Raw genomic sequence first — 15,503 nt, 5'->3', positions numbered from 1 at the left:
TCAAACTCTAGGTTCAACACGATTAATGAATGAAAAGTGGTTAAACAAACTGTGTCAAATCCTATACGTGGATTAACTATGCATAGGATTGGACATAGAAGTTTGCCAAGCTGGGGGCAAGCTAGGCTTGCCCCCTATCGACTATTGTCCTGACTTCACTTTGGTCCAAACACGGGTTAATACGCGCTGAATTTTCAAAGGACGAATTTCACCGATATAAAGTTTGTCTAACACTTCTTGTGGTGGATAGATCGCAGGATCGGTACGGATAGCCTCATCAACCAGAGGTTGAGCGGGATCGTTGGGGTTAGCATAGGCCACATAGTTAGAGATAGGGGCTATGACTTCTGGACGAAGGAAATAGTTAATCAGCGTCAGTGCATTATCGACGTTCGTTGAATCAGCAGGGATAGCTAACATATCGAACCACAGATTGGCACCTTCTTTTGGAATAGAGTAGCCGATCTTATTGCCATTTTTTGCTTCTTCAGCACGGGCCTTCGCTTGGAATACGTCACCGGAGAAACCGTAAGCGACACAGATGTCACCGTTTGCTAAGTCAGAAATATAACGTGAAGAATGGAAATACGTCACATAAGGACGAATTTTTTCCAGTAACTCACCCGCTTTTTCATAGTCTTCAGCCTTAGTGCTGTTAGGATCTAAGCCTAAATAAATCATCGCCTGTGGCACCATGTCGTCGGCAGAGTCCAACATAGCAAAGCCACACTTAGAAATTTTTTCAGCGTATTTAGGATTGAAGATCAGTTCCATTGAGTTAAATGGCGCATCTTCCCCCACAGCGGCTTTCACTTTATCTATGTTGTAACCAATGCCATTGGTTCCCCATAAATAAGGCACGGCATATTGGTTACCCGGATCGGCTTTTTCAAGCAACTTCATCAGGGCTGGATTTAAATTTTTAAAATTAGGTAACTTAGCACGGTCTAAAGGTTTGAAAGCACCCGCTTTGATTTGCTTAGCGAGAAAGTGGTTAGAAGGTACAACGATATCGTAGCCACTACGACCAGACAGTAATTTAGCCTCAAGCACTTCGTTACTATCAAATACATCGTAAATTACCCTAATGCTCGTTTCTTTCTTGAAGTTTTCTAAGGTATCTTCCGCGATATAATCTGACCAGTTATACACGCGAACCACTTCTTCCGCTTGGGCCACTGCGCTCGCAAATACGCTCGCAGTCACCAGCGCTAATGTGGTCATCTTATTAAATAGCTTCATGCTTTCTCCTTTCTCGGGTAGCAGAACTGCTTAAGCAAATTCTGACATTGTGTCACCGGGCTGCCCGGATATTGTTGTTATTTTCGACCAATGCTACACCTTAAAAACCGCATCGGCAGTCTCTACGGCATGATAACCATGCCTACTTTATATCTTGCTGCAATTTGTTAAGTATCAGGTTTCGTGCCAAATTTTCGAGGCATCGGCATTGCATTAACACTCAAAAAAACAGACTAAATATGACACTGCTTGTACATTTTGCAACATTAAGGCAAATGCCTCAAGTCCCTAAGCAATCGCAAAAAAACACTTAGATAAACACATTTTAAATATGACTAACAATTAGTTAGTAACGCTAGTAAGCGAACAACCTAAAATTGTTAAACCTATTTTATTTCCCTAGCAGACAAGCGATGGAATTGAATATTCACTTTAACGGACAAACCATTAAAAACCATCATATTATTTAACAAGCGAGTTGCACCAGTTAAGTGCAACCTCACTAAAACAGTGCACGCATCAGTATCGTTATGGCCAACGTTAACCCCTTATTCCTTGGGTTAACGCGGCAACACGGTCAGTGCAATCAATCCAAAACATTACACAGTGAGTAATAGGAATTCACGTTCCCATGAGCTGACAACACGGCGGAAGTTTTCAAGTTCAGCCTGTTTTACCGCAACAAATCCAGTGGTGAAGGATTCGCCTAAATATTGCTTACAGGCATCACTTTCTTCCATCGCCGCTAATGCTTCCTCTAATGTCAGCGGTAAACAATGGGTATTATTGCTACGGCTTTCATTGGCTTTACCTTGCACAGGAGTCGAAGGTTTTAGCGACTCAACCATGCCGATATAGCCACACAACAAGCTCGCGGCAATCGCCAAATAACAGTTAGCATCGGCGCCGGGAATGCGGTTTTCAATGCGACGGTTTTGTGGTGAAGATTCTGGAATGCGTAAACCACAGGTACGGTTTTCATCGCCCCATTCTAAGTTTACAGGTGCCGAAGTGCCGGGGAGGAAACGACGAAACGAGTTCGCATTTGGCGCCATCAGTGGCAGCAACTCAGGAATGAATTTTTGTAGGCCTGCAATATATCCCAAGAATAGCTTGCTCTTAGTACCATCTTCATTGGTGAAAATATTCTTGCCCGTCTCTTTATTGATCACGCTTTGATGAATATGCATCGCACTGCCAGGCTCATCCGTCACGGGTTTTGCCATAAAAGTGGCGCAAACATCGTGCTTCAGCGCGGCTTCCCGTAAAGTGCGCTTAAAGATAAACACTTGATCAGCTAAAGATAATGCGTTGCCATGACTGAAGTTAATCTCCATCTGTGCGGGACCATCTTCATGGATTAAAGTATCGATATCTAAACCTTGAAGCTCACACCAATCGTACATGTCTTCAAACATAGGATCGTATTCGTTGGCAGCATCAATAGAGAATGACTGGCGACCCGCTTCGGGGCGACCTGAACGACCAATTGGAGGCTTTAAGGGTAAATCGTGGTCGTCACTACGACGAGTCAAATAGAACTCCATTTCGGGAGCGATAACAGGTTCCCAGCCCTGTTCGTCATAGAGAGACAAGACTTTTTTCAACACGTTACGTGGTGACAGCTCAATCGGATTACCCATTCTGTCGTAGCAATCGTGGATAACCTGTGCCGTGGCTTCGATGGTCCAAGGCAACATAAAGACGGCATTTTCATCGGGTACACAAACAAAATCGATGTCGGCGGGATCGAGCAAACTGTAGTAAATCTCTTCGTCGACAAAATCACCGGTCACAGTTTGCAACAACACACTTTCGGGCAAACGCATGCCTTTTTCATCGAGAAACTTATCGACTGGAGCAATCTTGCCGCGGGCGATGCCAGTCATGTCACTGATAACACATTCGACTTCTGTGATTTTTCGTTCTTTTAAAAAAGCGATTAGCTTATTCATTATTATTTCACTCGAGTTGTAGCCCTACGTCGGCATGCATCACCGAAGGCATTGAAAATGGAGAGGTAAAACGGATTCTCGCTCACCTTCCACTCTGGATGCCATTGCACACCGAGGGCAAATTCTTTAGTACCAATTACGGAGAAAGCCTCCACTAACCCATCTGGAGCATAAGCTTCTGGCCGCAACCCAACACCCAGGCGCTCCACGCCTTGAGTATGTACAGAGTTAATCTCTGCAGAGTTACGGCCCCAGGCCTCGTAAATAAGCCCCCCGGGCTCAACAGTAATACTGTGAGAAGCCCCATACTGCACATCTAAGGATGCGGTTTTATCTTCTCGATGTTCAATAAAGCCACCCACCTCATGGAGCTTCTGATGCAAACTGCCACCAAAAGCCACATTCATTTCTTGAAAACCGCGACAAATACCTAATACAGGTACCCCAGCAGCAATAGCAGCGTGGATCAGCGGCAAAGTTGTCGCGTCACGTTTAGGATCATGGTGTGTACCAAGCTCACTCGGCTGGCCTGCATAAAGATGGGGTTCTACATTAGAAGGAGAGCCAGTAAACAAAATACCATCAAGACGCTCTAAAATAGCGTCTATCGGTAAATCGCCACCTAAAGATGGGATCACTAACGGCCAGCCTTTAGCGCCATTAACTACGCCTAAAAGGTATTTTTCACCAACAATATTAAAGGGGTGTGATCCCAATTGTTGATTGCATGCAATAACACCTATGAGGGGTAAATCGGCTGACATATCTCACCTTTAGAATAGATTTTACTAGCATAACGAACACTTTGCCTTTAAATGTTCATTTTTTCACACAGTACACCGAAATTTAGCACTAGGCAAGAGGTTAAACACTTGTTAAAGGTTATTTAATCCACTTATTCTTAATAAGCATAGATAACATGTAGTTAAATGTATATTTACCCCATTTCTCGCTAATTCATGTATATAAACCAGCGGTTACACCAGCATAAAGCTCACTTTTTACAGGGTAAATTAAACCGTATTCGAACCAAATTTGAACCAATATTATTTACACAAAGAAGAGGATATATAACCAATATGACAGGGTTAGAAAGTAGGTAATACCAATCGTATTAAATATCTGTTCATTCAGCGGGAGTTCAACGCGCTTTAGACAAGGCGAAGGCTTAAGGCATAGTGGTGCTCTGTCGAAAGCCTTAAACGCAGTATAAAGTGCGTTGCCATGTAGTAAACATCAGCCGCCCTTCGGGAGCCTCACAGGCATCCCACTCCCGTGTTGCATTGACTTAAAAGGGAATGACCATTTCTGCGTCAATGCGCCTTGGATTGAAATGCCTGTGAGGCTCTGAACTGATTAGATATTTAATGTGATTGGTATAAATACGCAGGAATGTTGAATAACAGTATTACGCCACTCACTTTTAGCTAATAAGTGGCCTAATATGTTGAATAATAGGGTAAGTTAATGACTTAATTAGAAGTTTGCAGGCGTAGTCGCACTCACAAGGCGACAAGGTTCATCGAAGGGATTGCGGAATCTATGGGGTAATTCACTGTTAAAATAATAACTGTCACCCGCTTCCAAAATATACACTTCATCCCCAACAGTGAGTTCGAATTTACCTTCTATCACCATAGCGGCCTCTTCACCTTCGTGCTTTAGCATCTCTTCACCCGTATCTGAACCGGGTGGGTAAATCTCATTCATCACTGACATTGCACGGTTCGGGTAATCACGGCCAATCAGTTTAAATTCAAGTGGCCCAGTACCGATATTCAGTAATTCATTGGATCGATAGACGACCTTTTGCTCACTATCCGTTGAGGCTTCAATGGAGAAAAAGTCCACTAAAGACATCGGGATACCCGACAGCACTTTTTTTAAAGAGCTGACTGACGGGCTAACACTGTTTTTCTCGATCATTGAAATCGTACTGTTAGTCACACCAGCACGTTTGGCTAATTCTCGTTGAGATAAGCCTTTCATTTTTCGAACAGTTTTGAGGCTGGCTCCAATATCCAAATTTCACATCCCCCTAAAGGCTCGGGTCAATCCCGATAGATGACGAACAGGTTGTTCAGGATAAACACCATCCAGAACACATTTTCGCCCAAAAAGCGCGTGTTTTACTGCTTTCATTGTATTCTACATAAAAAGCGTGTTAAATAAAACGAACACTTTTTTGCGTCATGTTAAAAGTGTGATGAGTATACTGAGACAAGTCCAATTTACAATAAAAACAATTTTGGGGAGCCATAATGGCAAGCAAACCTCCAGTGCACAGTGAACAGTATCCACACTCTTATTATGTTGATACTGCTAAAGAAATTTACGCTTACCCACAACTCGAAGGCAATATCAATGCCGATGTCTGTATCGTGGGCGGCGGCTTTAGCGGTATCAATACCGCCATAGAACTCGCGCAGCGCGGTATGAGTGTCGTGCTGTTAGAAGCGAGGCGAATTGGCTGGGGCGCATCGGGGCGTAATGGCGGCGAACTCATTCGCGGCATAGGCCATGACCCTGCACAATTTCAAAGTGAAATCGGCATTGAAGGTGTTCAAGCAATTCAACAGATGGGCTTTGAAGCCGTCGAGATAGTGCGAAATCGCATACAAGAACACAGTATCGACTGCGATCTGCAAATGGGTTACTGCGACTTAGCGGTTAAACCTCGTCACATGGATGAGCTTGAAGAAGAATTTAGCGCACTCAAAGCCATAGGTTATCAGCAAGAAATCAAGCTGTTAACTAAGGCGCAATTAGGTGAAGTCATAGGCTCAGACTTTTATCAAGGCGCGCTAGTTGATATGGGTAGCGGTCATCTACACCCACTTAATCTTGCCCTCGGTGAAGCTCGCGTCGCCCGCAATCTCGGCGCTAGGTTGTTTGAGTACAGCGCTGCTGAAAAAATCATTCAAGGCGCCAAACCTAAGGTCATTACCGCTAAGGGCGAAGTCACATGCCAATACTTAGTGCTGGCGGGCAATGCCTATATTGGCCACAAACTTAATAGCTTTGTAGGGGGGAAAGTATTACCTGCAGGCAGTTATTTATTGGCAACAGAGCCCTTAACTGAGGCCCAATGCGCGAGTATTATCCCGCAAAACATGGCCTTCGCAGATATGCGAATTGCCCTAGATTACTTTCACTTATCGGCAGATCGTCGTTTGCTATTTGGCGGCCTTTGTACCTATTCGGGTAAAGATCCCAAGGATATTGAAGCGGCACTGAGACCGAATCTTGAGAAGGTGTTCCCGCAGTTAAAAGGCGTGCGTATCGATTATGAATGGGGTGGCATGATAGGTATCGGTGCTAACCGTATGCCACAAATTGGTCGCCTTCCCGATGCAAATAATATTTTTTACGCCCAAGCCTATGCGGGACACGGCGTGAATGCCACTCACATGGCGGCAAAACTGCTTGCCGAGGCCATTTGCCAACAGGCGGGACATTTCGATGTGTTTGCTAAAATCAAACACATCACCTTCCCCGGCGGCCCGACGTTCCGCTCACCTATGCTCGCTGCAGGCATGCTGTATCACAGATTTAAGGACTTGTTTTAAGTCGCTTGTTACGCCTTGCCCACAGGATAAAAGGGATAGACCCAAGATAATGCACGACTAAAGCCACCAAGACGCCAAAGCCAATACCACTAGAAGTTAAAGGTATCCCTGGCTTAAAGTTACTGATGGTTTTCTCAAGATAATCAAAGCGAACAGGGTTAAACATATAGGCAGTTTTCTCAAACAAATTGCCCGTATTAAAGATCGCCACGCCCTGTGTTAACGCTTTATAAAGCGCCAGTGTCTGTACCTTTTGCTCAGCGTCGGCACGCACACTTGGCTCCTCATTTTGCTGGTGGCTGGCAATCATGGCATCAACATCGGCGTAATGATATTCCTTAGCCGTTGCCTCGTAACCTTCTACCTGCCATCGAGTCGATTCATAAAGGCCTGATAAAAATTGCTGATAATGATCAGCCAGTTGTGGTAACTGTAAGGCAATCACTAAAATAAATCCAAATACCAACTTATCGATCAATCTCGCTATCAAAGGTTTCTCCTTGGCATTTCGCCAAACGACGTAAAAGTCACATGATGTTCAACAAAACCACGCTAACTTAATTAATCTACAGCACTAATTTCAATGGTGATACTCAATTAACACTCTATCGGCAGATCGTTACGGCTGCCCCAATCCGCCCATGAACCGTCATAGAGGATAGGATTTTTATGCCCCGCTGCAACCGAAGCTAAGATCAAAATACACGCCGTAATCCCAGAACCACAGCTGAATATCCTTGCGGATTTATCCGCTGCTAGCCCTTGATAAATAGACTGTAGCTCACTGACCGTTTTGATTTTATTACCATCGAGCACTTGAGCGAAGGGTAAATTAACCGAGCAAGGAATATGCCCAGAGCGCACACCGGGACGCGGCTCACTCACTTTCCCTAAAAAGCGTGGCGCACCACGGGCATCGACAATCGCCGTTCCGGCATCTTCAATACGTGATAACACGGCCTCAGCATCCATCACCCGCTCGGGGTGGTATTGCAGCACATCCGCAAAAGTATCAATATCCGTCGGGCCATAATCGACGCCTTCGGCTTGATAACGCGATGAGGTAATGCGGTCTTCTTCAATCCACTGAGGCAAGCCACCATCAAGTACATAGACTCGATTAAAGCCCATGACTTTAAAGGTCCACCACGCCCGTGGAGATGAATAAATGCCTTGGTTATCATAGATAACAATAACACTGTCGACCTCAATCCCAAGTTGGGCTATCCCTTGGCTGAATTGCTCAAACGTCGGCAAGGCATGAATTTGGGTTGAAGTCTTATCGCAAAACACATTTTCCAAGTCGAATCGACGTGAGCGCGGAATGCAAATAGGCTCATCGTAAACTAAGGGTTCTTTACCAATAACGGTTTCCATACTGGCATCGAGCAAGACTAAATGGGGATCGGTGAGGTGTGCTTCGAGCCACTGCGTACTAACAAGTGGGTATTCCATAGCGGGTCCTTTTACTGTTATCCAAGTCTGCCGCTAGTCTCTCACCAAATGCCGTAAAGCCCAAATATCGGCTTAACAAATTGTCTGCTTTGAGATTTTATTTAAAAGCGTCGACTCAATTTTATGTGCTCAATTATTAGTGCATTCAATCATTAGATTACGTCGAAGCCGTGTTTTGAAGAGAGTGCTTTCAAACTGCTCATTTTTAAGATGCAGCTTTCAAAACGACCTTTTCGATATGGCCGTGTTCAAGATAGCCGTTTTCAAAATAGCCGCTACTTAATCACTTCTATTTTCACGTCAATCAAACCAGAGGAAGTGTTGCCTATGCTACTGAACGCCGATTTAGACAGATCAATAATGCGGCCACGCACGAAAGGCCCTCTATCATTAATTTTCACAATCACACTTTTGCCATTATCGACATTGGTGACCTTAACACTCGAGCCAAAGGGTAACTTTTTATGCGCTGCTGTCTTTAATTTATGTTTGTAAAGTTCACCGCTGGCCGTCTGCTTATTCTGATGTTTATCCCCATAAAATGAAGCCTGACCAGCTTCCGTGAATCCCACCCAGTTTCCATTCTCACCCGTCTGCATTGAAGAACAACCGGCCAAAAAGCTTAGTAATGCCAGTACAGCTAGTTTGACGACATTGAACTGCCTAATTGGGTTTTGAAGTGCATTCACATGACACCCTCTCTAATGAGTGAACGCTTTGCTGACGAGTGATTGGCTCAGCAAAAAATCACTGGGAAATTAACGAACAACCTTAGATGGCAAAGCTCAAGACCTGCATCCTAAAAGATCAAAATAAGAAACAATAAATTTCCACGAGGCTACAGCAGTTGCGCGCTAAAATCACGTATTTACAGGTGAATGCTCTTACTTTGAGATAAAATATGCAGTCATAACGAGGCTTTGTTTCCTAATTTAGATCGGTAAACAAAGCCCTAACGAGTTAACACTTCATGGATAATCTCAAATTTGGGTTCTTTACCACTTGGCCATGTAGGTTTCTTTATGGGGTTTTCAAAAGTGGTCAGCCAAATATCAAGATCACAGGAACCAGACAAACAACCCATAAACGCAAAATACATTCCACTATTTATCATGTGACGGGCAAACTGAATAGCGTCTTCAAGAGTGCCCTCTTCCCAGTTATGTGTGAACGTTTCATCATCCCATACCCATTTAATGGGGACTCCACTTTCATCACAAGCGAAGAACCTTACATTTCGATAACCTTTACTTGCTGTTTTTAGAGAATTTATAAAACTTTCTCTGATGTTATCGAATCTTTTTTTAAACTCTTCAATATCTAGATCTTTGCTAATAAAGTTCTTCATACTTGCCCTAGAGGTAAATACTACCAACGGTATGACATAACCACACACAAAAAATTCTATCCAATGAGCCCAGTGACTGATGTCGTTTAGCTCTGTTAGAAGCTAATTATGCCAAAGATTGGTATTCATTGCTGCCATTATGAAACAACCTAATTTCGATACATTTTATTTCTTTTTTAGAGGAAATTAATTGCTCCACCAACCAAATATAACCGATTTCATATAGCTTATTTTGTAGGGAGAACAAATCATCTTCTGGCATATTGTCTATATCAACATTCAATAACCAATACCAATTAAAGGCTTTAAATTCATAAACATACTCAAATTCACATACTGCAGTTAAAAGCCATGCGCCATTCATCATAGAGGCGATGTCGACAAAAAAATCGCAATATGCCTCACCTTGATTTTTACAAGAAATCGCATATTCCCTAACAAGTTCCATAAAATCGGATTTGTAACTATCTAGAGCTTTACTGACAATTGCCCCAAACTCTTCTACATTGTGCATACTTGCCTTCTTATTCAATACTCTAAGCACCCTATAATATCACAAATAACTTACAACACTTTTCACACTATGCCACTACACTATGACTAAATTCATTAATGGTAATGTTTGAAAGCCACAAATTTATAAGCGATAACTTACGATATTTATGAAGCAGATAAGAATGGAAGTAAATTGAGATATTAATGGGAGTGTTTAAAGTCAATATTCTATCGGGTATAAATGAGCAACAACATTACGAATCAAGACGGTAACATTTTATTTACGGTAACAGATGCAGATTTTACAAGTGAAATATGGCTTAGAAAAATGGGGACGCCTTGAGCTACAAAAAATAAAAAACCTCTTTCCATGTAATATGAAAAGAGGTTTTAGTATTGAGCGAAAGCGGCTCCTTCTGTAGTGGCACACTAATTTTGGCCACCTAAATAGAGGTGATATTATTACCTCGTAGATGACTTTAGGTGAAAACATGAGATCGACAACCAGAAAAACATTTAGTGCTGAATTCAAACTTGAAGCAGCCCAATTAGTCCTCGATAAAAACCATAGCATCATCGAAGCTGCAAAGGCGATGAACGTAGGTAAGTCCACTATGGATAAATGGGTGAGACAGTTAAAACTAGAACGCCAGGGTGGCACACCAAAAGCATCTCCGATTACCCCTGAACAAATTGAAATCCGTGAGCTGAAGAAGCAAATAGCTCGTCTTGAGGAGCACAATCTTATCCTAAAAAAGGCTACCGCTCTCTTGATGTCAGACTCGATGAACAATTTACGCTAATCAGCGCACTCAAGCAGAGCCACTCTATTCTCACAATTTGTAATGCATTCAAAGTGCATCGAAGTAGCTATAAGTATTGGCTAAAAAGAAAAGAACATATTGATACAGACTTTACTATTTTATGCAGTGAAGTGAAGGCCGCACATCGTATTAGTCATGGCTCTGCCGGTGCGCGAACGATAGCGCAATTAGTGACTAACAAAGGGATTGGTCTCAGTCGTTATCGAGCCCGTAATCTAATGAAAAAACTTGGGTTATTAAGCTGTCAGCAGCCTAAGCATTCTTATAGGAAAGCGACACAAGAGCATGTTGCAATCCCCAATACGCTTAATCGACAGTTTGCAGTAACTCAACCAGATCAAGTGTGGTGTGGCGACGTGACGTATGTTTGGGTCGGTAATCGCTGGGCCTATCTAGCCGTTGTTTTAGACTTATTTTCCCGCAAACCTGTTGGATGGGCTTTGTCATTATCACCAGATAGTGCGCTGACCTGTAAAGCTTTGAAAATGGCATTTGAGTTAAGGGGTAAGCCTGAGAATGTGATATATCACAGCGATCAAGGTTCGCATTACACAAGCTTGAAATTCAGACAATTAATATGGCGTCTTCAGATTGAGCAAAGTATGAGTCGCCGCGGGAATTGTTGGGATAACGCACCAATGGAGCGTTTCTTTAGAAGTTTGAAATCTGAGTGGATACCTGCCAGTGGTTATGGGAATTTTACAGAAGCAGATAAAGAGATCACAAATTACATCACTGGATATTACAGTGAGACCAGACCCCATCAATATAATGGTGGGTTAACGCCAAATGAGTCAGAACGTTTATATTGGAATGACTCTAAAACCGTGGCCAATTTTACTTGACCACTACANTGTGACGTTACCTACAGAAGAAGGACCGGCTAACTCCGTGCCAGCAGCCGCGGTAATACGGAGGGTCCGAGCGTTAATCGGAATTACTGGGCGTAAAGCGTGCGCAGGCGGTTTGTTAAGCGAGATGTGAAAGCCCTGGGCTCAACCTAGGAATAGCATTTCGAACTGGCGAACTAGAGTCTTGTAGAGGGGGGTAGAATTCCAGGTGTAGCGGTGAAATGCGTAGAGATCTGGAGGAATACCGGTGGCGAAGGCGGCCTCCTGGACAAAGACTGACGCTCATGCACGAAAGCGTGGGGAGCAAACAGGATTAGATACCCTGGTAGTCCACGCCGTAAACGATGTCTACTCGGAGTTTGGTGTCTTGAACACTGGGCTCTCAAGCTAACGCATTAAGTAGACCGCCTGGGGAGTACGGCCGCAAGGTTAAAACTCAAATGAATTGACGGGGGCCCGCACAAGCGGTGGAGCATGTGGTTTAATTCGATGCAACGCGAAGAACCTTACCTACTCTTGACATCCACGGAATTCGCTAGAGATAGCTTAGTGCCTTCGGGAACCGTGAGACAGGTGCTGCATGGCTGTCGTCAGCTCGTGTTGTGAAATGTTGGGTTAAGTCCCGCAACGAGCGCAACCCCTATCCTTATTTGCCAGCACGTAATGGTGGGAACTCTAGGGAGACTGCCGGTGATAAACCGGAGGAAGGTGGGGACGACGTCAAGTCATCATGGCCCTTACGAGTAGGGCTACACACGTGCTACAATGGCGAGTACAGAGGGTTGCAAAGCCGCGAGGTGGAGCTAATCTCACAAAGCTCGTCGTAGTCCGGATTGGAGTCTGCAACTCGACTCCATGAAGTCGGAATCGCTAGTAATCGTGGATCAGAATGCCACGGTGAATACGTTCCCGGGCCTTGTACACACCGCCCGTCACACCATGGGAGTGGGCTGCAAAAGAAGTGGGTAGCTTAACCTTCGGGGGGGCGCTCACCACTTTGTGGTTCATGACTGGGGTGAAGTCGTAACAAGGTAGCCCTAGGGGAACCTGGGGCTGGATCACCTCCTTACCTATACGACTAACTTAATGTTTGGTCGAAAAATGCTCCTGCATTTTCGACATTCGGTACATCCGTGTACCTTTTGAGTGTTCACACAGATTTGCTTGATAGAAGAAAGAGTAAAAGATGGGTCTGTAGCTCAGCTGGTTAGAGCGCACCCCTGATAAGGGTGAGGTCGGTGGTTCAAGTCCACTCTGACCCACCAAATCTTCGTTATCCTTTGTTAAATTAACACTCGTTTAGTGAACTAAACGTCGCGTTAATTTGCCGCGGATAACTCGATTTGGCAAACCAATCCTTTTAGAGGTTTGGAACATCTTACTTACTCGCACTGCATGTAAATGGGGCTATAGCTCAGCTGGGAGAGCGCCTGCCTTGCACGCAGGAGGTCTGCGGTTCGATCCCGCATAGCTCCACCATTTACACCTTATTCTGACTTTATTGCAAAGTAATAAGGCATATGCACTATGGATAGAGATGCCAAAGATAAACTTAAAAATTATCTTTGGCTTTTTTAAGCCCGCTCTTTAACAATTTGGAAAGCTGATAGTATTTAATTGCATGAGTCTGTCATGTGATTAATTACAAAACGTTTAATGCGNCCTGCCGCCAGCGTTCAATCTGAGCCATGATCAAACTCTTCAATTAAAGTTTTGTTGCTTCCGTCTTGCGACTTCAGCGGCTCAATGAATTCTGATTTTTTGTTTCTAACTAAAGAAACAAACTGTACATATTACTATGAACACTCATTGTTACATTGATTTAAATTTTTGACTGCCAACCCGAAGGTTAAGCAGTTTCGATTAACTCAACACCTGTGAGTGTCCACACAGATTTGCTTGATAAATTGTTAAAGAGCGTTGACCACACACTGAGTTTTCAGCGGGTCAGGGCTGCGTATTTTACGCATTCCCGTTAGTGCGTCAAGTAGTTTTTTCAACTTTCTCAACACTCATCGTTTAGCTTGCTAACCGATGAACTGCTTGGCTTTCTTTGCTTAACTTGCGTTACGCTGTCTGCCGTGTCAGTGGATGCGCATTATAGGGAGATTGAGAAAGTCCGCAAGGGCTTTTTATCGATCATTGAATCGCACGTCGATATTTTAAACGTTATGTCCATTTTTTAGCTTATAAGCTCTATTTATCGGAGATAAGTAAGGTTTTTTATCTAATAATTGATAATTCACGCTCAATATTTCAGCAATGGTCTAGTGTAAAAGTAAATAATTCATTACCATATACTTGCTGTTAACAGTTATTTATCAATTTCCCATTCATCAGAGAGCATTCTTATGCAAAAGTCATTTCTTATTGTCTTGATTGTCGCCATTATTGGCGCAGTAGCACTATCTCAGTTCGCAACGCCATTATCAGCTATTGCTTTTGTCGCTGGCGCTATCATTGCAAGTCTTATTTTTAAATTTGTTCCAGAGACTTCATCATCTCATGCTTCAGAAGAACAATATGTTGGCCCTACAATGACCTTATATGTAGGTAACCTGCCTTATCGTGTTCATGAGGGTGAAGTAAAAGTACTATTTGGCGAATTTGGCCCAGTAAACTCTGTACGTTTAGTCAGAGATCGTAAAACGGGTCGTCGTAAAGGTTTTGGTTTTGTGGAGATGTCAGAATCAGGCGCTCAGAAAGCCATGGTTAAACTGAATGACTATAGTTTCCAAGAAAGAACCTTAAAAGTAAGAGAAGCAAAAACACAAGATTCGGAAGCTGCCGACCGTACAGGGACAGACGAGTAGCATTACCGCTTAAACTGTTTTGCTTTATTTTGTAATTTAGTTGGTTGTGGTGATTCGTTCGATAGTTGAAAAGCCACAATCAATTAATGTTGTTGTTAACCCTTCGCTGATTCCCATCTTAGTATAGAAAGCTTGCATCACTGACTCCCTTACTGCTTCTCTCTCATCTGTTACTCTGTGCTCTTCCAAAATAAGATTCTGTTGCGTTAAAAGAGTGACAACTCGCTTAGCAATAGCAGCGCCAGAATCCATTAGTTTTACGCCCGCACCGAGCACTTGTTGTAATTCAGCTTTGATCATAGGGAAATGAGTGCAACCTAGTACGAGAACATCCAATTGTGCGGCAACGACTGGTGCCAGTAACTGTGCCAATCTATGCATATCCAACATTCCAGTCGCCACTTTTTGTTCTGCCATCATCACTAATTCAGAACAACCAAAGAGTTCGACATGGCAATCATCAGCAAATTGGCTGATGAGTTCATGGGTATAATGACGCTTAACTGTGCCAGGTGTAGCCAAGAGTCCAATACGTTTACTCTTAGACATTAGAGCGGCGGGTTTAATGGCGGGGACAACACCTACGACAGGGACAGTAAGATGTGCACGTAATGCCGGTAACACAACAGTACTTGCGGTATTGCAGGCAACGACCACTATCATTGCATTGGTACGAGCCACGAGATCGCATACTAATTCGACACAGCCAGAAATTAATACCTGCTCTTCCAACTCTCCATAGGGCAACCTAGCGTTGTCGAAAAGATAGCAATAGTCGCTATGGGGTAAACTCTTACGGATTTCAGCCAGAACAGATAGGCCACCAATCCCAGAATCAAACACTAATATAGGTCGCGACAAGCGAATCTCCAGTTTCGGATATATAAATAAACTATATAGATTGGACGCATTAACGATTCGATGGCTGCTTTACTGGCGGAATCCAGCCAA

At 43.5% G+C, this 15,503-nt stretch carries 13 protein-coding genes, 2 tRNA genes, 1 rRNA gene and 1 pseudogene; 7 read left to right on the top strand and 10 right to left on the bottom strand.

From position 1 onward, the window contains the following. Window positions 1-141 precede the first annotated feature (141 nt). The 4 genes from HUB64_RS11235 to HUB64_RS11220 form a co-directional block, all read right to left on the bottom strand. A complete protein-coding gene (locus HUB64_RS11235; protein WP_028760882.1) occupies window positions 142-1,242 on the bottom strand; it encodes a polyamine ABC transporter substrate-binding protein in 1,101 nt (366 codons plus the stop codon). A 599-nt stretch (window positions 1,243-1,841) separates the two neighbouring features. Continuing rightward, window positions 1,842-3,197 carry a glutamine synthetase family protein gene (locus HUB64_RS11230; RefSeq protein ID WP_105249908.1) on the bottom strand — a complete coding sequence of 452 codons (1,356 nt, stop codon included), beginning with the start codon at window positions 3,195-3,197 and terminating at the stop codon, window positions 1,842-1,844. Window positions 3,198-3,199: 2 nt separating this feature from the next. Beyond that, complete coding sequence (locus HUB64_RS11225; protein ID WP_105249909.1) at window positions 3,200-3,961, bottom strand: gamma-glutamyl-gamma-aminobutyrate hydrolase family protein; 762 nt, start codon at window positions 3,959-3,961, stop codon at window positions 3,200-3,202. Window positions 3,962-4,673: 712 nt separating this feature from the next. Beyond that, window positions 4,674-5,222 carry a cupin domain-containing protein gene (locus HUB64_RS11220; RefSeq protein WP_028760885.1) on the bottom strand — a complete coding sequence of 183 codons (549 nt, stop codon included), beginning with the start codon at window positions 5,220-5,222 and terminating at the stop codon, window positions 4,674-4,676. Window positions 5,223-5,458: 236 nt separating this feature from the next. Here HUB64_RS11220 and HUB64_RS11215 point away from each other — a divergent pair, with 236 nt between their 5' ends. Continuing rightward, window positions 5,459-6,766: an FAD-binding oxidoreductase gene (locus tag HUB64_RS11215; protein WP_105249910.1), complete on the top strand. Its 1,308-nt coding sequence runs from the start codon at window positions 5,459-5,461 to the stop codon at window positions 6,764-6,766. On the opposite strand, the gene HUB64_RS11210 is transcribed toward HUB64_RS11215, so the two are convergent. From HUB64_RS11210 to HUB64_RS11190, 5 genes are all read right to left on the bottom strand, one after another. After that, the gene (locus HUB64_RS11210) at window positions 6,750-7,256 is read right to left on the bottom strand and encodes a DUF2937 family protein (RefSeq protein ID WP_105249911.1); all 507 of its coding nucleotides are present in this window, start codon (window positions 7,254-7,256) and stop codon (window positions 6,750-6,752) included. The two genes, HUB64_RS11215 and HUB64_RS11210, sit on opposite strands and share 17 nt — an antisense overlap. Before the next feature lie 107 nt (window positions 7,257-7,363). Next, complete coding sequence (locus HUB64_RS11205; protein WP_105249912.1) at window positions 7,364-8,221, bottom strand: sulfurtransferase; 858 nt, start codon at window positions 8,219-8,221, stop codon at window positions 7,364-7,366. 275 nt (window positions 8,222-8,496) lie between these two features. Then, on the bottom strand, window positions 8,497-8,910 hold the full coding sequence (locus HUB64_RS11200) for a septal ring lytic transglycosylase RlpA family protein (protein WP_173246207.1): 414 nt from the start codon (window positions 8,908-8,910) through the stop codon (window positions 8,497-8,499). Between the two features lie 263 nt (window positions 8,911-9,173). Then, window positions 9,174-9,569 carry a hypothetical protein gene (locus HUB64_RS11195; protein ID WP_173497017.1) on the bottom strand — a complete coding sequence of 132 codons (396 nt, stop codon included), beginning with the start codon at window positions 9,567-9,569 and terminating at the stop codon, window positions 9,174-9,176. Between the two features lie 106 nt (window positions 9,570-9,675). Beyond that, a complete protein-coding gene (locus HUB64_RS11190; RefSeq protein WP_173246211.1) occupies window positions 9,676-10,083 on the bottom strand; it encodes a hypothetical protein in 408 nt (135 codons plus the stop codon). 472 nt (window positions 10,084-10,555) lie between these two features. Between HUB64_RS11190 and HUB64_RS23075 the strand changes: the two genes are divergently transcribed. The 6 genes and pseudogenes from HUB64_RS23075 to HUB64_RS11165 all read left to right on the top strand — a co-directional run bounded on the left by HUB64_RS23075 (window position 10,556) and on the right by HUB64_RS11165 (window position 14,552). Next, on the top strand, window positions 10,556-10,867 hold the full coding sequence (locus HUB64_RS23075; RefSeq protein ID WP_006080123.1) for an IS3 family transposase: 312 nt from the start codon (window positions 10,556-10,558) through the stop codon (window positions 10,865-10,867). Beyond that, window positions 10,867-11,625, top strand: a pseudogene (locus HUB64_RS23395) (IS3-like element ISSba5 family transposase); the annotation flags it as partial. The gene HUB64_RS23075 and the pseudogene HUB64_RS23395, both read left to right, overlap by 1 nt. A gap of 14 nt (window positions 11,626-11,639) precedes the next feature. Continuing rightward, window positions 11,640-12,808, top strand: a 16S ribosomal RNA gene (locus tag HUB64_RS11180). A gap of 119 nt (window positions 12,809-12,927) precedes the next feature. Beyond that, window positions 12,928-13,004: transfer RNA gene (locus HUB64_RS11175), tRNA-Ile, on the top strand. Between the two features lie 138 nt (window positions 13,005-13,142). Beyond that, window positions 13,143-13,218: transfer RNA gene (locus HUB64_RS11170), tRNA-Ala, on the top strand. Between the two features lie 872 nt (window positions 13,219-14,090). After that, the gene (locus HUB64_RS11165; protein WP_173497016.1) at window positions 14,091-14,552 is read left to right on the top strand and encodes an RNA-binding protein; all 462 of its coding nucleotides are present in this window, start codon (window positions 14,091-14,093) and stop codon (window positions 14,550-14,552) included. Between the two features lie 36 nt (window positions 14,553-14,588). Here the strand turns inward: HUB64_RS11165 and murI are convergent, their stop codons facing one another. Next, window positions 14,589-15,413, bottom strand: coding sequence for a glutamate racemase (gene murI, locus HUB64_RS11160; protein WP_173497015.1), 825 nt, complete (start codon window positions 15,411-15,413; stop codon window positions 14,589-14,591). Window positions 15,414-15,503 lie beyond the last annotated feature (90 nt).

The sequence above is a fragment of the Shewanella sp. ISTPL2 genome (assembly GCF_013283205.1).
GTDB classification, from domain to species: domain Bacteria; phylum Pseudomonadota; class Gammaproteobacteria; order Enterobacterales; family Shewanellaceae; genus Shewanella; species Shewanella oncorhynchi.
The sequence above is the reverse complement of the archived record's forward strand: the minus strand, read 5'-3'. Positions and strand labels throughout refer to the sequence as shown.